Source organism: Desulfosarcina sp., assembly GCF_033791525.1.
Taxonomy (GTDB): Bacteria; Desulfobacterota; Desulfobacteria; order Desulfobacterales; family Desulfosarcinaceae; genus Desulfosarcina.
This window is the reverse complement of sequence record NZ_JASJGN010000217.1, coordinates 1-19,212: the sequence shown is the minus strand read 5'-3', so window position 1 is coordinate 19,212 and position 19,212 is coordinate 1. Positions and strand designations below refer to the sequence as shown.

Below are 19,212 nucleotides of genomic sequence, written 5' to 3'. Positions count from 1 at the left end.
CAACACTGCGATTGTCGAGCTTGCCGCAGATTCAAGGCAGATGTCGTCGCGCTATAGTGGACTATGCGCGGCGATATCTAACGCCGAAGATGTGGTGATCCGCCTGAGGCGGATAAAGATCGGCAAACCCAATGGGTTTTCCATTTTGAAGTCGCTAAGTGACATAACCCATACTTTTTGTAATAATTTTTTATAAAACCAAAATGGGAAACGCTCAGCTTGGGTGGAAACATCACGTGGACGGTCGCTCATTTCTCATTAATCAGTCTTCCAGCGTAACAACTTTTCTGGGCTTTATTCCATGTTTGGCCATACGATATTGGAGGGTAGAGCGTGCGACCCCTAATAGGCGCGCGGCCCCTTTACCACCACCAATGACCCCCTTGCACTTGATCAGGGCCTGTTCGATGGAATGGCGTTCGGACTCCGCCAGGGTGGGAAGACTATTTTCATTCTCTTGGTCGGCTCGATTCTTCAAGTCAATCATTTTCTCAACATCATCGATGCTAATTTTTTCGCTGGGCTTAAGAATTATCATTCGTTTAACAAGATTTTTCAATTCCCGGACATTTCCAGGCCAGTCATAGGCAGTCAACAGGTCAAGTGCTGACTGGCTGTAGACTGGCGCGATTTGATGGATTTGGGTGGCTTCAATCTGATTGATCTGTTCAACCAGCAAGGGGATATCTTTCTTTCGGTCGCGCAACGCAGGCACATGAATGCGAATGATATTCAGGCGGTAATACAGATCTTTTCTTAACTTGCCTTGTTGGATGCTTTTTTCGGGATCCCGGTTCGTGGCGGCAATCAGTCGAAAATTGACATCGATGGGCTGATTGTCGCCAACACGTTCAAAGCGCCTCTCCTGCAATACCTGCAACAACTTGGCCTGTAGGCCAGCGGGCAATTCGCCAATTTCATCAAGGAAAACGGTGCCCCTGTCACCCATTTCAAATCGCCCGATTCGTTGAGAATCGGCACCGGTAAATGCGCCTTTGGCATGGCCAAACAACTCGCTCTCAAACAGGGTCGATGAGATGGCGGGGCAGTTGACTTTAATGAACATGTGATTTTTTCGGGGGCTTATATGATGCATGTATCGCGCTAAATAATCTTTTCCGGTCCCGGTTTCCCCGGTAATTAAAACCGGTGCGTCGATTGCTGCAACCCTTTTAACCAGGTTCATGATTTCAGACATCTCAGCGGAAATGTAATAGAAATTTTCTGGATTGTATTCTTCAAGGACCCCCATCAGGTATTGTTTTTCTCTTTCCAGGTGTTTTTTTTCGTCCTTCAATCGTTTGTAGGCCACCAGATTGTCGACGGCAATGGCGACCTGCCTGGATACTTCAGTAAGCAAATTCGATAATTCCGATAGATGCTTCGGGCGGGTTTTAAATGAAAAGTGAAGCGTCCCCAATACTTTTTTGCGAACGATCAGCGGGAACGCCATGGTTGAAGTCAAGCCGGCTTTAATCAACCAATTGATAATTGGTAAATCCGCATATTGTGTCAAATCATCGATGATAACCGGGTTCATAGACTGGATGACCATCTTGGCAATGGATCCCTTTAGCGGGCGGTGTACCTGCTCTGAGATGGTGTTGCGACCAATCCCAAATACTTTGGTGAAGTACTGCAGCGACTGATTTTTATTATCATAAAGGTTGATGCTCAGACGGTCGCAGGGGAAGTGCTTGTTTAACTCTGTGGTAAGTGCATCAAAAAAGCCCTGATTGGTCTTGTTGGAAATTACGGCATTGGTAATTTCAAGCAGTATTTGGTGCCGGGTTGCAAGACTCCATTCCATAAGGTTCACAATTTTGTAAGAAGGTTGTCGGAGAACGAATCGAATTGGCTGCTCTATAGAAACCGGCCATGATCCACATCTTAAATGTTAAGCGCACATTCGTAAAGCCCAATTTTGGGCACTGTGCCCAATATCGGGCCCTAAAAGTTAGGATCTTTTTTGTATGCCAGATTATTTATTCGAGATTTCAATGTAATACGTTTTTTTTAGAGTTGGCACCTTCCATGCTGTTGTAGAAGGGATCTTACCAAAACGGGGTTTTGCATGGAATACCTTTTGAATCACCACAAAGGTCTAAAACTCATCAAAATACCCGAAAAAGCCAATGTAACGGTTCTGCAACCGGAGGCGATGCCTGTCCGGGAGACTCTTTCAGACATGATGGATCTTGCCCTGCAAAACGCCCGGTTCATTGCCCAGTTGAGGAAAAAAAATCCGTCGAGTATTGCCATCGTCATTCCGGATGAAACTCAGCCGGTTCCGATAGCATTGCTTCTGCCGAAGATCATTCAGCGATTGTTCCATGCACTGCCCCGACTAGAACCGCTTGGAGTGACCATTATCCTTGGGAACGGACTGCAGCCAACCCCGAACCCTGAAATGATCGAGATGATTCTTTCATTAAATATGGTTCGCAGCTGCAATGTTGTTACCCATGCTGCCCGTTACGCGCGGATGAAAGATTTCGGCATAACCCAGCGCGGAACACCGGTGAGAATCAACGCCGCCTTTGGAGAGGCGGACTTTAAAATGGTCATCGGGCTGATCGAACCACACCAGTATTTCGGTTTTACCGGCGGCTCAAAGGAAGCTGTGATCGGGTGTGGGTCGGCTGACAGCATACGGCATAACCACCGCCTGATCCAAGAAGACCCTACCCATAGATGGCATCTTGGTGGCCACCCGATGCGCGAAGACCTGGATGAGGCCGGTCGAATGATTGGAATCGATTTTGCGATCAATGTCGTCCTGAATACCGATAAGCAGGTGGTTCGTATTCTGGCCGGCGAGCCGGACGTTGTCCTTCAACAAGGGGCCGAAACCTGTGCGGCTGTGCATGGCCTCGAACTTGGCAAAAAATTTGACATCATTTTGGCATCCTGTGCGGGTTACCCCAAGGATATCAGCGCGTATCAGGCTCAGAAAAGCTTCGGTCTCGTTTCCCATGCGGTGAAAGAAGGCGGCAAAATTTTACTTCTGGTTGCCTTCCGGAAGGGCTTTAGTGAGGAAGTTTATTTCGACTATGTTTGCCCGCTTGCCGAACCGGAAGCGGTCATGAACGATTTTAATAATTTTGGTTATACCATGGGGGCCCGCAAGGCCGATTTATTTGGCGGGATGCGCGTGACTTACAAAGCCATTGATTTCGATGATCTGGATAGCGGGATCATGAGAAATTGCCATTTGAGGGCTGCCGATCCTTCAACCATTATGGAGGAATGGGTGGATGATTTTAAGGGAACCCCGGAAGTAGCGGTCATTCCTCATGCAGCTACCACCTATTTTCTAAATAGTGACGACCAATAACGTGTTGTGTCAATCCCAGCATTTAAATTGATAATCACTGACCCGGTCAGTATTTGACCGACATTCGTTTTTTTTTATTTAAATTTAAGGAGGAAAGTTAATGATTCAATTTCTAGTTCACGAAAAGGCCGACAGTGTCGGGGTTGCCACCGTCGACATCAAAGCTGGTGAAACAGTAGAGGGGTTGTTCATGGACACCCAGGAACCGGTCGAAGTAAAGACGCTGAACGACATCCCCCTGGGGCATAAAATCGCCATGATTGACCATCACGTTGACGGCTCTGTTATCAAATACGGTGCTGACATCGGGAAAGTCGTGGCAGACGTCAAAAAGGGCGGACACGTACACACCCAGAATTTGAAGACAAGGAGGTGGTAACCATGAGCAATCCAAAAGTAATGGCCTATAGACGTGAAAATGGACGCGTCGGTATTCGCAACCATGTGGTAATACTGCCGTTGGATGATTTGAGCAACTCGGCCTGTGAAAAAGTGGCTTACAATATCAAAGGCTGCAAGGCACTTCCCCATGCATACGGGCGGTTGCAATTTGGCGAAGATTTGGAGCTGTTCTTTCGCACCCTTATCGGCACCGGCGCCAATCCCAATGTGGCGGCGGTGGTCGTCATCGGCATCGAACCCGAGTGGACCAACCGAATTGTGGAAGGCATCGCCAAGACCGGCAAACCGGTAACTGGTTTTGCCATCGAGCGGCATGGTGAGATCAAGACCGTGGAGATGGCCAGCTGGAAGGCCAAAGAATATATTCACTGGGCCAGTGAATTGAAGCGGGAATCGTGCGATTTGAGCGAGATCTGGGTATCCACCAAATGCGGCGAGTCGGACACTACTTCCGGCCTGGCATCCAATCCCACGGTGGGCAATGTTTTTGATAAACTGGTGGCCATGGGCGCCACCTGCAGCTTCGGTGAAACCAGTGAAATCACCGGCGGTGAGATGATCGTCAAGGAGAGGGCCGCAACACCCGAGGCTGCCAAGCAGTTCATGGACCTTTTCGATCGCTATGCCGACATGATCGACCGCAATAAGACGGATGATCTTTCCGGCAGCCAGCCCACCAAGGGTAACATCGCCGGCGGACTGACCACCATCGAAGAAAAAGCCATGGGCAACGTTCAGAAAATCGGGAGACAGTGTAAATATGTCGGAGCTCTGGACAAGGCGGTGACTCCCACCGGGCCGGGATTGTGGTACATGGACTCTTCCAGTGCCGCAGCCGAAGCGGTTACGCTGTGGGCGGCCGCCGGCTTTGTGGCCCATCTCTTTCCCACCGGGCAGGGCAACATCATCGGCAATCCCATCGAACCGGTGATCAAGCTGACCGCCAATCCGCGCACTGCTGGTGATATGTCCGAGCACATCGACTACGATTGTTCTGCCATCTTGAGGGGTGAAATGACCCTGGACGAGTCCGGCGACAACCTTATCAACATGTTGGTTCGCACTTGCGAAGGCCGCCTGACTGCCCAGGAAGTTCTTGGACATGAAGAGTACGTCCTGACCAAGCTTTACGAGAGCGCCTAAATCAGGCAACCGCAACGGAAACATTAACAAGTTGAAATCTTCATTCCGGCTCTGGAAACCAGCAACGGTTCCGGGGTCGGAATGGATCCCGATAAAAGCAGGATTTTTAGATCCTTGCACGGCAATAGAAGGACGGTAACGCTTTATCGAGATAGTCTGTAAGAAAACGTTAAATCAATATGCCTAACCCGGAGGTGAAATGCCATGGAGGCACAACAGGACAACAAGACAAACGTCAAAGAGGGAAAAGGCGCACTGATTACCTTTTTTCTTCTTTTCGCCCTGTACTTTATCAACGTACTCGTTGGCAAAGCGAAGGTCTCATATGGCCTGAATCTACCACATTTAGGGAATGTGGCAGAATTTATCCTGCTAACCGTGGCTTGCGTTGCATTGATCGTAGCGGCTTTGAAGAAAGAAGCTTTAGAAAAGTAATCCTCAACTCAGACAAAGGAGACGAAAAAATGGCCCATGACGAACAGAAAGAATCCGGCCCGAAAATGGTAGAGCGGCGTCGTTTCATGGAATTGACGACCAAATTTGGATTTACGGCCGCCACGGTAGCGTTATTCAGTGGCGTATTGGGTTCGAAAGAGGCCAGCGCGCAGGTTGCCAAGGAGGAGACGGTGCGCAAAAAGACGGCCAAATACACGATGAATATCGCCACCGCATATATACTCGGCGCCTCGCGAAGCTACCCCATTATGCAGTTGGATATGAAAGAAAATATCCAAAACTGCACCAATGGAGAAGTTTATGTCAAACTGGCGCCGGGCGGACAACTGGGAGCCGGTTCCGCGCTGGTCCAAAAAGTTCAAAGCGGCACGATACAGGCTGCCCAGCATTCCATTTCCAACTTCGCCCCTTTTGCTCCGGTCGCCGATTTAATCAATATCCCCTATTGGTGTGGCGAAAATCAGAAGTTCGTCAACCTGGTCAATTCTGATGCGTGGCGCAAAGAAGTTCATACCAAGGTGGCCGCAAAAGGTTTCAAGGTTCTATGGTATGTCGTCATCGACCCGCGTGTGGTTGCGACCCGCAAGGGGGTTGCCGGCCCGATCAAGACGCCGGACCAGATGAAGGGACTCAAGTTTCGCGTACCCGGGTCCAAGATTCTGGCACAGTTCTATCAGTTGTTGGGCGCCAATCCCACGCCAGTTGCCTGGGGTGAAACTTCTTCAGCCATCAAGCAGGGGGTGGCGGATGCCCTGGATCCTTCTGTTGAAGCGCTGCATGTTTTCGGTTTCAAGGATGTGCTGGACTGGGTGACCTTCAACGGCGCTGTGCCCGATAGTCAAGTTTATTCTTGTAATCTCGAGTGGTTTGAAGGGTTACCCAAAAAAATCCAAGAAGGCATCGATTTCGCCAGTGACATCACCATGCAGCAGAATCTGGCCAAAGTGCCGGCTGCCCGCGCCTATGCCATGGCTGAACTGGCTGCAGCCGGTGTGAAATTTTATGTGCCCACTGCGAATGAAAAGAAGCAGTGGGTCGAAAAAGCCGGCGCTCAGTTGCCTGCATGGGACAGTTTTAAGAAAGAACTGGCCGGATCGTTGGAAACATTTGATGTGCTTCTCAATGCGGCCAATACGATGGGACGATACTACGTGCACGACGTTAAGGCATAAGTTTTGACACACGGCGGCGCCGGTCCATAAAAAGGCGCCGCCCGTTCATCACTTGAAATTTGCATGAGAATAAGGATGTGACGCATGACGATTCGAACGATCCTCCACAATATTGATGAAAACGGCGAGCGATGGTTGCTGCTGCCGCTTTATTCCCTGATCGTGATAACCATTTTTATGGAAGTGTTCCGAAGATTTGCACTGAGTTACTCTTCGATCTGGGCGGAAGAGGTCGCGCGCTACGCCTTTATCTATGTTTCATGGATTGGCGCATCGGCCGCCATTAAGGAGCGTGCGCACATCCGCATCGACGTAATCCTGCCGCTCGTCGGCGACCGTGCGCGTGCCATGATCATGATCTTAGGCGATCTGGTCACCATCGTGCTGGCTGTTCTCGCCTTCTGGTGGTCCCTTGAGACGGTTCTGGTATCCCTTAAATTCGGTTCGGTGACTCATGGCCTGCAAATCAGCCTGGCCTGGTTTTTGGCTGCCGTACCGCTCGGGTTCGCCATGATGCTTATACGGCTGATTCAGTCCGTCATCCGAGATGTCTCCGACCTCAAGGCCGGTCGACCGATATTCGAGGGAAAGAAACTTTTCGATTAGGAGTCTACACATGCTTCAACAATATTTGATGCAACAAGAAGAAATCATTCTCGGATGGGGCTTCTTTGTTCCGCTGGCATTGATGGTCGTCATGATTTTACTGGCCGTCCGGGTTTGGGTCGTCATTGGAATCGGCTCGTTTGCCATGCTGCTGTTAACAGGTGTCCTCCCGCCTACACTACTGGGCGAGGCGCTGTTCGATGGGATCGATTCATTCGCATTGATTGCGGTGCCTTTGTTTATTCTTACCGGAGACATTCTTGTGCGGACCGGGTTGTCCGGCAAGCTGCTGGACGTGGCCGAAGCCACCATGGGCGCAAATCGATCCGGATTGGGAACGTCCACCGTACTGGGCTGCGGTTTTTTTGCCTGTATCAGCGGCTCGGATGCCGCCGACGCCGCAGCCATCGGCAGGATCACCATCGACCGGTTGACAGCTAAAGGCTATCCCAAGCCCTATGCCTGCGCGCTGGTGGCAGCGGGAGCATGCACCGGGATTTTAATTCCGCCATCCATATCTTATATCATTATCGGACTGGTGTTGGGCATCAGCGCATCAACCCTGTTTCTGGCCGCAGCCATTCCCGGTGTGCTGATTTTGCTCTCGATTATGTTTGCCAATGCGTTGGTCAACCGTGTCAAGGGATACGAAAACAGCACCGCGGGATTCAATTTTACACACTGGCGTCAAACTGTATACGCGGGGCGCTTTGCGCTTCTCATACCCGTAATCATTTTGGGCGGCATCTACTCGGGCATCTTTACCCCCACGGAAAGCGCGGCCGTGGCGGCTCTCACCGCAATAATCATCGGCTTTTTTCAGCGAACGTTGAAAATCAGTGATATTCCGAAGATTTTAGAGACGTCCGCAAAAGTAAGCGGTGTGATCGTGCCCATTATCGCCATGAGCCTGCCGTTGGCCCAAACCCTGGCCAGCCTGCAAGTTCCTCAGGCGTTCGTCAGCTTCATGACTTCCCTGACCAGCAATCCGTATTTGATTATTGTCATCATGGTCTTCATTTTGATGGTTGCCGGCTGCGTTATGGAAACGACGCCGAATATTGTTATTCTGGCGCCGCTGCTGCTGCCGTTGGCCCAGGAAATCGGTATGAACGACATTCATTTTTGTATATTCATGGTCACCGCTTTGGGCATTGGTTTTATTACACCCCCAATGGGCTTAAACCTGTTCGTGGTTTCAGGCGTTACCGGAACACCGATTATGTCCATCTCCAGATACGTCTTTCCGTTTGTATTCACCATGCTCGCCATCGCGTTGTTGATAGGCTACGTGCCATGGATTTCACTCTGGTTGATTAATTGATCTATTGCGGATGAAAACTAATATCAACCCTTAAACAATTCAGATTAGGAGTATCTCAATGAGTGTCGATTACTTAAAAAAGGCAAGCAAAACCGCTGAAACCGATGAAACGCAAACCCGTGAGATCGTAGTAAACATGTTGAACGATATCAGGGAAAACGGTGAAGCGGCAGTAAAAAAGTATGCTCAGAAGTTGGACAACTGGACCGGTGTGTTTATCATCACCCAGGAAGATATCGATAAGGCAGCCGCCAGCCTGGACCAGCAGAAAAAAGACGATATTCAGTTTGCCTATGAGCAAGTATACAATTTTGCCAAAAAGCAACGGGAGAGTTTGCTTGAATTTGAAACGGAATTGCATACTGGTGTTATTGCCGGACAGAAACTGATTCCGGTGAATGTCGCCGGTTGCTATGTGCCAGGAGGACGCTTTGCCCATGCTGCATCGGCACTCATGAGCATTGCCACGGCCAAGGCCGCCGGGGTTCCCTATGTGGTTGCCTGCTCCCCTTCCCATCACGGGGGCGGTATTCATCCTTCTATTCTCTATGCCATGTCGGTTGCTAAACCGGACGTGATTTTGACCTTGGGAGGAGTACAGGCAATTGCCGCCATGGCCTATGGGCTTTTCTCGGGGAAGCCTGCGGACATCCTGGTGGGGCCTGGCAACAAATTTGTTGCCGAGGCCAAGCGCATTCTCTATGGGGAAGTGGGAATCGATGTGTTTGCAGGTCCATCTGAAATCTGCGTAATCGCCGATGAGACGGCGGATCCCGACATTGTCGCCGCCGATCTGGTGGGACAGGCGGAGCACGGCTACGACTCACCGGCCGTGTTGATTTCCACATCACAGAATCTGGCCGAGGAGGTGATGAAGAAAGTTCCCGAGGTCATTGCTGCATTGCCGGCCCCCGAGGTGTCAGAGGCGTCGTGGCGCGATTATGGAGAAGTAATCGTTACCTCCACAAGAGAGGAAGCCGTCGAGGTGAGCGATGAATATGCATCGGAGCATTTGGAGGTTCAGGCTGCAGATCTCGACTGGTGGTTGGATACATTGACCAATTACGGTTCCCTCTTTCTGGGTGAGGAATCCACGGTGGCCTATGGCGACAAGACCTCCGGCCCCAATCATATCCTGCCCACCAAGAAAGCGGGGCGCTACTCCGGTGGATTGAGTGCCGGCAAGTTTATCAAAACAGTCACCTACCAACGGTTGACGAGAGAAGCCAATCGACAGATTGGATGTGTCTCTGCGCGCATTTCCCGTCTGGAAGGCATGGAGGCCCATGCGCGCACATCAGATGTGCGCCTGGCCAAGTATTTTCCAGATGAGAAATTCAATTTAGGAGAATCCAAATGAGCATGATCGACGAACTGTTTGATCTGAAGGGCCGGGTGGCTCTGGTGACAGGGGGCAGTTCCGGTATCGGTCGCGCAATGGCCTATTACCTCGCCCAGGCAGGCGCGGCGGTGGTGCACGCCGCGCTTCCCCACGAGGAGGAGGGGCTCAAGGCAGCGGTGGCCGACGTTGAATCCGTTGGGTCGCGTGCTGCCTATGTGACCTGCGACGTCAGCCAGCTTGACCAACTGACCGCTGTGGCGGAGCGCGCCGCCGCTTGTTTCGGCTCACCCGATATCCTCGTCAATGCCGCCGGTGTCAATCTCAGGGAGTCATGGGACAAGGTGACCCCCGAGACATGGAACAAGACCATTGACATCAATTTGACGGCACCGTTCTTTCTGGCACGGCTTCTGGTGCCATCCATGCACGAGAAAGGATGGGGAAAAATCATCAATATTGCATCGCTACAGTCGCTGCGTGCATTTCCCAACAGTATGCCCTACGGTGCTTCCAAGGGGGGGGTGATGCAACTCACGCGTGCCATGGCGGAAGCCTGGTCCAAGGACCAGAGCGGCATCACCTGTAACGCCATCGGGCCTGGTTTTTTCAAAACCGGCCTCACCTCTCCCCTGTATAATGACGAGAAGGTCATCGACGCCCTGTCTCGCCAGACTATCATCGGACGCAACGGGGAATTGTCGGACTTGGCGGGTGTCACACTGTTCCTGGCCTCACGGGCGTCGGATTACATCACCGGCCAGACCATCTTTTTGGACGGGGGCTGGACAGCCAAATAGTGCTTGTCCAGAGACGGGATCGTTTCGTTGCATGTATCATACACAATGGGTGTATAGTTGGCGGCCAAGAGGATATAGCGCATGAAAGCATTGGTTTACACGGCAACAAATGAAGTCATCTACCGGGAGGAACCCAACCCGAACCCCGGGATCGGGGAATCTTTGGTGAAAGTCGAAGCGTCCGGCATCTGCGGGTCGGACATGCATGCCTATCACGGTAAGGACCCCCGACGCGTCCCACCTCTGATTTTAGGGCACGAGGTTGCCGGAACCGTTGTTTCCGGCGTGGCGGAGGGCAAACGGGTGGTAATCAATCCCTTGATCACCTGTGGGCGATGCCCGCTTTGTGATACTGGCAGGTCGAACCTATGCGCCAGCCGGGAACTGATCGGGATGCGGCTGGCAGGCGCCTATGCTGAACTTGTCACCATCCCTTCGGTCAATTTGATACCCGTTCCCGAAGGCCTGAATGCTGTCCATGCGTCGCTTGCCGAACCTGCCGCGACGGCACTCCACGCATTGAATCTGGCAATGCAGGCATCCCATCGCCCTTTGGCTGAACTCCGAACGTTGGTCATCGGCGGAGGGGCAGTGGGGCTTCTGGCGGCATTGCTGCTGAGGGGCTATGGCTGCAGGCGACTGGTGGTGGCGGAAACCCACGGCATGCGCCGGGAATCGGTTGCCCGACACGTGGGCTGCCGGGTCCACGATCCGATCAACGATCCGGCATTGGATGCCGATGCTTTCGATCTGGTGATCGACGCGGTGGGCGGTGGGGTTACCCGCAAAAGCGCCATGACTGCGGTCAGTCCAGGCGGCATATTCATACACATTGGCCTGATGGATTCCGGTGGAGAACTGGACATTCGAAAACTGACATTGTTTGAAGTCTCCATGATCGGCGTCTATTGTTACACCGCAGCCGATATGCGGGCAGCTGTTCAAGCCATCGCGGACGGAATGTTGGGAGACTTGGGTTGGGCGGAAACACGCTCCCTTGCGGATGGTGCCCAGGCGTTTGACGACCTGCACAATGGGCGCAGCGCGGCAGCTAAGATTGTTTTGGTCCCCTGAAAATAGAGTCGAAAATATGATCCATGTAATTGCATCGATAACCATTAAGGAAGGTCGGTTATCTGAGTTCCTTACTGTTTTCAAATCCAATATCCCAAATGTGATCGAAGAGTCGGGTTGTATTGAATATGTGCCGACCATCGACGCCCCTTCTGGATTACCGGGCCAAACGCGTAATGAAAATGTGGTCACGATAATCGAGAAATGGAATACATTGGAGGATCTGAAAAAGCATCAGTCTTCGCCCCATATGCTCGCATATAGAGAAAAAGTTAAGGATCATGTAGTAAAGGTATCGCTAAAAATACTAAGGGAGGCATGATCGACGGCCGGAGCGGCGGGTCAGATTTCGCCCATGTGTCTGTCGTCAATCCTGTCTGCAGGCATTGTCACCGATTCCGTTAGCTGGATGGGAACGGTCTACTTGCCGATGGCGTAGGCCTGTCTGCGCGGGTCGGCACCGGCCTTGAGCACACCGCTTTTCTGGTCGATCATGATCACCTGGGAAGACCCCATGATTTCGGCGTAGCCTTCCATGACCTGGACATCGTGCCCTTTTGCTTTGAGTGCCGCGATGGTCCTTTCCGGAAAGCGGTTTTCCATCATCAGCGAGCCGTCCGGGTTGGAGCGCCAGCGAGGCGCTTCATTGGCCTGCTGTGGATCGGCCTTGAAGTCGATCAAGTCCATCGCCACCTGGATGTTGGTCTGGGTCTGGCCGTCGGCCCCCGGGGTTCCCAGCAAAATGACGGGCCGGTCGTCTTTAAGAATCATGGCTGGAGCCAGCGTGTGGTAAGGCCGTTTGTTGGGCGCCAGCACGTTGGGATGGGAGGCATCCAGGGTGAATCCCCGGCCGCGGTTATGAAGCACCATGCCCGTTGCCGGCACCATCACGCAGGAACCAAACGCCTCGTAAAGCGACTGGATCAATACCACGGCGTTGCCGTCGGCGTCCACCACGGTCAGATAAATCGTGTCATCACCGCCCCGGGTGAAATCCCGGGCTTCATAGCCTTTGGCCACCCGGTCAGGATCGATTAGATTGACGCAATCCCTGGCTTGGGATCGGGACAGCATCTTTGCTACCGGAACCGGGTGGGTGGCTGGATCGCAGACACAGGCGTCCCGATGGACAAACGCTAGTTTCTTTGCCTCGACCATCAGGTGGATCAACTCGGCCGAGTCCACAGCCATGGCCGCCAGATCATGGGTTGCCAGCATGTTGGCCTGCATGAGAAGGGCGATTCCCTGGGAATTGGGGGGCTGGGTAGCAAGGGTGTAGCCGCGGTAATCGCTGGTGATCGGCGCTTCCCACTCCACCGTGTGTCGGGCCAGATCAGCCTCGCTGAAAAAGCCTCCAATGGCCTCTGAATGCGCAATAAGGGCCTCGCCCAAAGGTCCATGGTAAAAGGCGTCCGGTCCTTTTTCCATGAGCGTCTGGTAAGACTGGGCCAGCTTGGGCTGTACCATCAACTGGCCCACCCGGGGGATTGCCCCACCCGGCAAAAAAGCCTCTCCGGCGGCTCCGGCGACCTGCAGGATAGCCTGCCGTTCTTTGAGGGCATTGACCAGGTCCGGGTAAACCGGAAATCCGTCTCGCGCATAGGGGATGGCTCTGGCCAGCAGGGTGTCCAAACCCAGGGATCCGTGTTTCTCCAGGGCCGCCTGCCAGCCGGCAATGGCACCCGGTACGGTGCAGGTGTGAATGCCGGTCTCGGGCACACTCTGGTAACCGAGCCCCTGGTATGCCTCCAGGGTAGCTCCCGCCGGGGCCCGGCCCGAAGCGTTGAGGGCGTCGAAGGTTCCCTTGGCGGCCATGTGGATCAGCATGAACAGGTCACCGCCGATGCCGCACATATGCGGCCTGACGATTGTCATCACCAGGTTGGCGGTGATGGCCGCATCCACGGCGTTGCCGCCTGATTCCAGAACGGCTGCGCCGGCTTGGACGGCTAAGGGATGATCGGCTGTGATCATCCAATTGGTGCTCATCAGAAGCGGGCGATGGGTGGCAAAATGGTTCGACATGGTTGTAGAACTCCTTGTTTATACAACGGTCAACACCTCTGGCATAGATGCATTTCCGTGGCTGCCAGGGCGTCGCTTGAACCGCCATAGCGAGCATACTGGAAATCTCTTTTTTTATCCTTACGGTGCCGCGTAGCACTGCCGTTACAGTCAGAACATTCCCCGTGGCTTGTCCATCCCATCTCTCAAACCCAGACCCTTTCCCTGTAGCGCCGAGTCGCCCTGAATGGTCAGTTTAGGATTCCTGCCAATATCTTGACAACGCACCATCAAGATCATAGTTTAAATTTTAGGGAAATTGCTACTATAGATATCACCAAATCTTAAATGACATTCTGGTCACACTTCTGAGAGACGCCGTTCCTCTACCTCGGTTCACCAAAATCCCTATATCCTTATAGTTGAGCATCACGCGCTAAGCAACTTTTCCACCCAAAATTGAACGTTCGGCGCTTTGCCCCTGTGTATGGCTATGACCAAAGAAAGTCGAGCGTATTCGAGGAAAAACTGTTTGGCGAGTTGAAAGGAGGTGCTGCCTGCCAAATGGAGGAGGAACCAAAGGCGATCGTAAATTTCACAGCAACATCAACCATTCACATAAGGAGACGGGAACATGCCGACTTACATCACATTAGTCAATTACACCCAAAAAGGTATTGAGAACATCAAAGAAAGCCCTGCGAGACTGGACAAAGTCAAGCAAGCCATGAAAGCCGCTGGAGGTGAATTCAAGGCATTTTATCTTACCATGGGCCATTATGACATGGTGGTTATCAGTGAAGCGCCGAATGACGCGGTATACGCCACCACCATGCTTGCCATTGGTGCCGCAGGAGCCGTCCGCTCTGAAACCCTAAAAGCATTTCCGGAAAAGGAATATAGAGAGATCATTGCCACGTTACCGTGAACATCGTAGGCCACAGTAAAACACTATAACCTATCTCAAAATAAGGATCAGGGTTCAGGGCAAGGCTTGAAACGGCGAAAAAGCGGAGCATACATGTAGTATGTGAGCATTTTAAGCCGTTTCATAACGCTGCCATGGGCACTTAGACTATTTTTGAGACAGCTTCTATTTTGCGCTGCCCTCTCGCTTCGCATTTTAGGGCAAGACCTCCTGCCCAAGGTCTTGCCCTTTTTTTTGTCCATCCTGCTGATCGCTTGGCAGTATCTCAGCAAGAAGGACACCAAAATTCGAATTGCCGTTCGCGCGCATTCCCCGCCGCAAGCGCCCGGGAATGTGCTCGCTGTCGCGGTTCAATTCTGACCTATAGGAGTGTAGAGTATAAAAGGGGATGGTCTTTTAAAAGAAATCTCGTATTGATGCTATTGTCAAGCAATACCGAACCCTTGACAATAATTTAGATTTCTGCGAACGTGTTGCCATCCTTCCTTTAATTCCATGATTTCCGAAACGGAGCAACATTTATGGCCCTGACAAAGAACGAAGTCGCAGAAAAGATCCAATCCGGCCTTGGCTTTCCAAAAAATCAATCAGTGCAGATCGTCGAAACCCTGCTTGAGATGATCAAGTCCACCCTGGCATCTGGTGATGATGTCCTGGTCTCCGGCTTCGGCAAATTTTGTGTAAAGGAAAAAGCAGAGCGGAAGGGACGAAATCCGGCCACCGATGAAGATTTGATGCTACCGGCAAGGCGGGTGGTGACGTTCAAGTGCTCTGGTAAGTTGCGGGATAAGGTGAATGAATGATGAATCGCATACCAGATAATCGCCAATATCCCCGCCGTTCGGCTTTCATCATTGCGGAATATAAACTTAAAGAGGGAGCTTATCGAGATTTTATCAAAAACATAAGTGCTGACGGCTTATTCGTCAGAACATGGAGAAAATTTGTGGCTGGAGAATCCATTGTCCTCAAATTCCCATTGTTTCAATTTGACAATACGATTCAGGTCTCCGGAAAAGTTGTTCGCAATGATCAGGACGGATTTGCAGTCACCTTCGATGAACCGATTGATGGCCTAATCTGCAAAGAAGGTCATCTCCCCGAAATTGTTAATGAAGGTGACAGATAGACAGAGAAAGGAATCACAATCCAGCACGTTCATCTTCCTCGATATTGAAATCGCCGACTTCGACCTGCCGACCGGCTTTGCCAGATTGCCTTCAAGTCAGATATCGGCCCGGCGGTCAGTGGACAATTGAACCCTCTCCCCGGCCCCGATGAGCGGGATCTCTGCTTCGCTCTGACAAGCGACGGTGAATGCGCTCGCTATTGTGGTTCAAACCAACCTGGTGACCGTTAATAGCTCTGGGAACTCACCGGTACCAGCCGTCTGAAATTTAAAACACTGAAAGGATTTATTATGCAAACAGTGACCAAAGAATTTCAGGACCACATAGCAATATTAAGATTGAACAGTGGTCCTACTAACCCGATAAGCTCGAAATTGGTGGATGAGATATCAAAGACCCTGGTTGAAATTAAAGGAACTGCACGCGGAATGGCGCTTTGCGGTGGCGACCAGTTCTTCAGTGTTGGTTTCGATCTGCCAGAAGTGCTAAAATTTGACCGACCTGAAATGGGAAATTTCTTGGAAAGATTTAACAAATTGTGTTTGGAACTCTTTACCGCCCCTTTTCCCACGGTATGTGCGCTTTCTGGCCATGCCGTAGCAGGTGGTAATATTCTCGCTCTGACCTGCGATTACAGATATGCGGTATCCGAAGAAAAGAAAATCGGTCTGAACGAATTGAATCTTGGGCTTCCGGTCCCTTATCTGGCTGATATGATGCTCAGGCATACAATCGGAAACCGCTACGCGTCACAGATGATTTACAGCGGCGAGTTTATGTCTTTTACAGATGCCAAGATAATTGGGCTGATCGATGTAGTTGGCCCACCAGAGGAGCTCGAAGATTTTACTATAGAACGGCTTTCCCAAATCGCAAGTTTCCAAAGCCAGGCTTTCTCGGCTGTCAAAGCCAATAAAGTCGAAGAAATAAAAAGAAGATACGAGAAAAATTACCCGTCAAAAAATGAAGTGTTTCTCGATTGTTGGTTTAGCGATCCAGTTCAAAAGAACCTTCTGGAAGCGTCTGTGAAATTTTAACATTGGAATTACTTGCCACGCTATAAAATCATTTTGGATATATATCATTAACGAATAAGATTTGAGGGTTACTGTGCGACTATATGACGGGTATTCTGCCGACCTCGCCATGGGACCAGGGAGCCCAGTCGCTTAAATGATCTTTCCTCCTTGCCGGGCTGCCCAATTGGTGGCCCGGCGTCTTTTAAATCCGCGTCATCAAAAAAGGCGGGGCCCCGTTAAAGGCTCTGCCGTGTACCGCCATATCAGCGGATGTTGATCATGTTGCCATAGATTCGAATCTCTTCCTTCAATAAGTACTGCATCAAGGGAATTAAGCAATGTGAGCGGGCTGGCGGCGTGGTGACAGGAAAAAACTACCAACTGACCGAATTAGGCTCATATTGAATGCTATCAATCTTATGAAATGATGTTACGCCTCAATCCTCTCCCTTTTCTCAATATTTGTGTAAAAAAGGTTATATTTTTCAACTTAATCCTCATAATAACCTAATTTTCAATTCAATACACACCTCTCAATCATAATAACTTACCGTATTTATTTATTATAAAGTTTTTGGCATATGTATTGCTGCCTGGAAAAATAGACCAATTATTACATGGTGGAGACATCATACAAGATGAACCTCATCAACAAATATGCAGATAGGATCATAGGATATCTACACTCTCAGTTCCCTAAAGATTGATGAATAAGAAAAAAAATGGAACAAAAATTCGCTGTTAATAATTACGATTACAGACGATTTCACGAAAGGAAAAAGTATCCAGCAGAGATCGTTTTTCACCATGCGAATCGGTTATACGCAGGCAGTCTAAAAGATGTCAGCCTTGGTGGTGCCTATATTGAAACATACTGCGTTAATCAATTTTCCACCAAAGATATTGTTACCATTAGTATCCCTTTTTCCTTCGGCCAGAATAATGTCAAACGCAGAGGGAGCATTCTATGGCTAAATAATGCGGGCTTTGGGGTCGAATTTATTTGATTAAAAAAATTACCGCGAAAACTATGATCACCTTGCTTGAGTTTATTCAGAAAAAAACGGTATTTGCTGACCATGAAACCGAAGAAATAAATCTTCGTACCAAGGGGGTAAGATGAAAAAGATTAAATTTATTTCAGCGTGTATTGTGGGCGGTATTGGGGTTTTGATTGTCCTTGTTCTGAATAACTTCGAATGGGGGCGTAAATTAAACGGATGGGCTCTTAAAATCTAAGGGGGCCATACCGATGGTGCAGTTCATCGGCATAATGGGAATCTTTTAAAATTTATCGCTTCGGTCAATTTTTAATGATTTGCACGATCTCTCTGACATACGCACATTCGCATTCAGCCAGGCAAGGCTGCAGTTCCTCGCGGTGAAGGCAGTAACTTGGACATGCCTTACCACCTGTTGCTCGTTCCTTAAAAATTGGGCCGTCATAGAGATCTCCAAAAAGATACGCTTGAATTGCCAATGTTCCTTTGCATGAATGATTGAAATAGAATAATCCGGTGGTAAGCTCTTTGAAATTGGCTTGATACCCGATTATATGAAGGTTCGAATCAGTTAGAAAACTGCCTCGTGACGTCCACTTAAATCCGCAATTTGAGCACTTTTTAAAGTATATGCTATCAACAGATATAGGCATTATTGAAACAAATCGTTTTTTTATCTGTGGGGACTTCCGGGCTCTTCGCTTATAAGCCTAAATACGATGAATCCATGAAAAAAGACAAGGCCCTGGTCAGGGGATTTGTCTAAGAGGAGGAAGGAGGAGCGTTTAACCTTCAACTATGATACAGCATAGCTCATATCGTTTTTTTGAAGATTGATATCGGTATGTACTCCCACGTTGATAAATCAATTTTAAAAATAGTTTAAGTTATTATCCCTTTGACCAATAATTAAAGAAATGATTATTTTTTCCTTAGGAGGGATAAATGTTTAGAGAAGACGCCAACAAAATATTACTTATTGTAGTTTTCATTATAACTACCACATATTTAGCTATTCAAGATTTGCATTTTTTCTATACCCCCTTTTGACGTTCATTCCCTATGGCAAATAGAGGTTAGGCAACTTATAAAACCAATCAAACCTACTACCAGGAAACTTTTGAGGTAGAGGGAGGGGGGTGAATATGAAGCGCATATCATATGTTTTTATGGCTAAAAATGGACGGACATGGCCAGCGTCCGTTGACTGGCCATGCCCTCTTTAAAAGGACGGGGCACGACTCAAGGCAATGCAGGTTGAGAGATCTGTGCTCTGGCGCGTGCCCATCGATAAAGATCGGCAGGTTTTGTTAGGACTTTAAAAAATTGTTTGGGGTGGTGGTTACTCTCTAATATCAACCCGATATCTGGCCATTGAAATGATCACAGTCAGTCCACTTCGGACTTTCTCAGACATATTTTCAGTGACAATTTTCATGGCTTCATCTTCGATGGCTGTCAGTGCCTTTTCATAACG

19 protein-coding genes are annotated in these 19,212 nt (G+C 50.0%); 17 read left to right on the top strand and 2 right to left on the bottom strand.

Translation table 11 applies throughout. The features are described 5' to 3' along the window. Positions 1-196: hypothetical protein (locus QNK41_RS10840; protein ID WP_319256624.1), on the top strand; the 196-nt coding region annotated here is incomplete at its 5' end. 66 nt (positions 197-262) lie between these two features. On the opposite strand, the gene QNK41_RS10835 is transcribed toward QNK41_RS10840, so the two are convergent. Next, the gene (locus QNK41_RS10835) at positions 263-1,810 is read right to left on the bottom strand and encodes a sigma 54-interacting transcriptional regulator (protein WP_319256622.1); all 1,548 of its coding nucleotides are present in this window, start codon (positions 1,808-1,810) and stop codon (positions 263-265) included. A 264-nt stretch (positions 1,811-2,074) separates the two neighbouring features. On the opposite strand from QNK41_RS10835, the gene QNK41_RS10830 reads away from it, so the two are divergent. From QNK41_RS10830 to QNK41_RS10780, 11 genes are all read left to right on the top strand, one after another. Next, the gene (locus QNK41_RS10830) at positions 2,075-3,337 is read left to right on the top strand and encodes a lactate racemase domain-containing protein (protein WP_319256620.1); all 1,263 of its coding nucleotides are present in this window, start codon (positions 2,075-2,077) and stop codon (positions 3,335-3,337) included. A 100-nt stretch (positions 3,338-3,437) separates the two neighbouring features. Then, a complete protein-coding gene (locus tag QNK41_RS10825; protein WP_319256618.1) occupies positions 3,438-3,716 on the top strand; it encodes a UxaA family hydrolase in 279 nt (92 codons plus the stop codon). A 2-nt stretch (positions 3,717-3,718) separates the two neighbouring features. Next, the gene (locus tag QNK41_RS10820) at positions 3,719-4,882 is read left to right on the top strand and encodes a UxaA family hydrolase (protein WP_319256616.1); all 1,164 of its coding nucleotides are present in this window, start codon (positions 3,719-3,721) and stop codon (positions 4,880-4,882) included. A 204-nt stretch (positions 4,883-5,086) separates the two neighbouring features. Next, on the top strand, positions 5,087-5,317 hold the full coding sequence (locus QNK41_RS10815; RefSeq protein ID WP_319256614.1) for a hypothetical protein: 231 nt from the start codon (positions 5,087-5,089) through the stop codon (positions 5,315-5,317). A gap of 29 nt (positions 5,318-5,346) precedes the next feature. Then, positions 5,347-6,510 (top strand): TRAP transporter substrate-binding protein, encoded by a 1,164-nt coding sequence (locus QNK41_RS10810; protein ID WP_319256612.1) that lies wholly within the window; start codon positions 5,347-5,349, stop codon positions 6,508-6,510. Between the two features lie 84 nt (positions 6,511-6,594). Next, positions 6,595-7,116, top strand: a complete 522-nt coding sequence (locus QNK41_RS10805) for a TRAP transporter small permease (RefSeq protein WP_319256610.1) — start codon at positions 6,595-6,597, stop codon at positions 7,114-7,116. A gap of 10 nt (positions 7,117-7,126) precedes the next feature. Next, positions 7,127-8,440: a TRAP transporter large permease gene (locus tag QNK41_RS10800; RefSeq protein ID WP_319256608.1), complete on the top strand. Its 1,314-nt coding sequence runs from the start codon at positions 7,127-7,129 to the stop codon at positions 8,438-8,440. 58 nt (positions 8,441-8,498) lie between these two features. Next, entirely contained in the window at positions 8,499-9,800 is a 1,302-nt protein-coding gene (hisD, locus tag QNK41_RS10795; RefSeq protein WP_319256606.1) for a histidinol dehydrogenase, read from the top strand. Further along, positions 9,797-10,579, top strand: a complete 783-nt coding sequence (locus tag QNK41_RS10790) for an SDR family NAD(P)-dependent oxidoreductase (protein WP_319256604.1) — start codon at positions 9,797-9,799, stop codon at positions 10,577-10,579. The genes hisD and QNK41_RS10790 overlap by 4 nt, the downstream gene beginning before the upstream one ends. 81 nt (positions 10,580-10,660) lie before the next feature. Next, on the top strand, positions 10,661-11,653 hold the full coding sequence (locus tag QNK41_RS10785; RefSeq protein ID WP_319256602.1) for an alcohol dehydrogenase catalytic domain-containing protein: 993 nt from the start codon (positions 10,661-10,663) through the stop codon (positions 11,651-11,653). Continuing rightward, positions 11,583-11,975 (top strand): putative quinol monooxygenase, encoded by a 393-nt coding sequence (locus tag QNK41_RS10780; RefSeq protein ID WP_319256626.1) that lies wholly within the window; start codon positions 11,583-11,585, stop codon positions 11,973-11,975. The genes QNK41_RS10785 and QNK41_RS10780 overlap by 71 nt, the downstream gene beginning before the upstream one ends. Before the next feature lie 98 nt (positions 11,976-12,073). Here QNK41_RS10780 and ggt read toward each other — a convergent pair whose 3' ends face one another. Beyond that, entirely contained in the window at positions 12,074-13,678 is a 1,605-nt protein-coding gene (gene ggt / locus QNK41_RS10775) for a gamma-glutamyltransferase (protein ID WP_319256600.1), read from the bottom strand. A 613-nt stretch (positions 13,679-14,291) separates the two neighbouring features. Here ggt and QNK41_RS10770 point away from each other — a divergent pair. The 5 genes from QNK41_RS10770 (at position 14,292) to QNK41_RS10750 (ending at position 17,741) form a co-directional block, all read left to right on the top strand. Continuing rightward, complete coding sequence (locus QNK41_RS10770) at positions 14,292-14,585, top strand: GYD domain-containing protein (protein ID WP_319256599.1); 294 nt, start codon at positions 14,292-14,294, stop codon at positions 14,583-14,585. Positions 14,586-15,106: 521 nt separating this feature from the next. Continuing rightward, positions 15,107-15,388 (top strand): integration host factor subunit alpha, encoded by a 282-nt coding sequence (locus tag QNK41_RS10765; protein ID WP_319256597.1) that lies wholly within the window; start codon positions 15,107-15,109, stop codon positions 15,386-15,388. Next, positions 15,385-15,714, top strand: coding sequence for a PilZ domain-containing protein (locus tag QNK41_RS10760; protein WP_319256595.1), 330 nt, complete (start codon positions 15,385-15,387; stop codon positions 15,712-15,714). Before QNK41_RS10765 ends, QNK41_RS10760 begins: the two co-directional genes overlap by 4 nt. 291 nt (positions 15,715-16,005) lie before the next feature. Further along, the gene (locus QNK41_RS10755; protein WP_319256593.1) at positions 16,006-16,752 is read left to right on the top strand and encodes an enoyl-CoA hydratase/isomerase family protein; all 747 of its coding nucleotides are present in this window, start codon (positions 16,006-16,008) and stop codon (positions 16,750-16,752) included. A 704-nt stretch (positions 16,753-17,456) separates the two neighbouring features. After that, positions 17,457-17,741: a PilZ domain-containing protein gene (locus QNK41_RS10750; protein WP_319256591.1), complete on the top strand. Its 285-nt coding sequence runs from the start codon at positions 17,457-17,459 to the stop codon at positions 17,739-17,741. Positions 17,742-19,212: the final 1,471 nt, after the last annotated feature.

Bases quoted from the DNA above. Each gene is read 5' to 3' on its own strand.
- QNK41_RS10815 (WP_319256614.1), top strand. From the start codon at position 5,087: ATGGAGGCACAACAGGACAACAAGACAAACGTCAAAGAGGGAAAAGGC.
- QNK41_RS10835 (WP_319256622.1), bottom strand. From the start codon at position 1,810: ATGGAATGGAGTCTTGCAACCCGGCACCAAATACTGCTTGAAATTACC.
- QNK41_RS10820 (WP_319256616.1), top strand. From the start codon at position 3,719: ATGAGCAATCCAAAAGTAATGGCCTATAGACGTGAAAATGGACGCGTC.
- hisD (WP_319256606.1), top strand. From the start codon at position 8,499: ATGAGTGTCGATTACTTAAAAAAGGCAAGCAAAACCGCTGAAACCGAT.
- QNK41_RS10825 (WP_319256618.1), top strand. From the start codon at position 3,438: ATGATTCAATTTCTAGTTCACGAAAAGGCCGACAGTGTCGGGGTTGCC.
- QNK41_RS10760 (WP_319256595.1), top strand. From the start codon at position 15,385: ATGATGAATCGCATACCAGATAATCGCCAATATCCCCGCCGTTCGGCT.
- QNK41_RS10800 (WP_319256608.1), top strand. From the start codon at position 7,127: ATGCTTCAACAATATTTGATGCAACAAGAAGAAATCATTCTCGGATGG.
- QNK41_RS10790 (WP_319256604.1), top strand. From the start codon at position 9,797: ATGAGCATGATCGACGAACTGTTTGATCTGAAGGGCCGGGTGGCTCTG.
- ggt (WP_319256600.1), bottom strand. From the start codon at position 13,678: ATGTCGAACCATTTTGCCACCCATCGCCCGCTTCTGATGAGCACCAAT.
- QNK41_RS10755 (WP_319256593.1), top strand. From the start codon at position 16,006: ATGCAAACAGTGACCAAAGAATTTCAGGACCACATAGCAATATTAAGA.
- QNK41_RS10750 (WP_319256591.1), top strand. From the start codon at position 17,457: ATGGAACAAAAATTCGCTGTTAATAATTACGATTACAGACGATTTCAC.
- QNK41_RS10805 (WP_319256610.1), top strand. From the start codon at position 6,595: ATGACGATTCGAACGATCCTCCACAATATTGATGAAAACGGCGAGCGA.
- QNK41_RS10810 (WP_319256612.1), top strand. From the start codon at position 5,347: ATGGCCCATGACGAACAGAAAGAATCCGGCCCGAAAATGGTAGAGCGG.
- QNK41_RS10770 (WP_319256599.1), top strand. From the start codon at position 14,292: ATGCCGACTTACATCACATTAGTCAATTACACCCAAAAAGGTATTGAG.
- QNK41_RS10780 (WP_319256626.1), top strand. From the start codon at position 11,583: ATGGTGCCCAGGCGTTTGACGACCTGCACAATGGGCGCAGCGCGGCAG.
- QNK41_RS10785 (WP_319256602.1), top strand. From the start codon at position 10,661: ATGAAAGCATTGGTTTACACGGCAACAAATGAAGTCATCTACCGGGAG.
- QNK41_RS10830 (WP_319256620.1), top strand. From the start codon at position 2,075: ATGGAATACCTTTTGAATCACCACAAAGGTCTAAAACTCATCAAAATA.
- QNK41_RS10765 (WP_319256597.1), top strand. From the start codon at position 15,107: ATGGCCCTGACAAAGAACGAAGTCGCAGAAAAGATCCAATCCGGCCTT.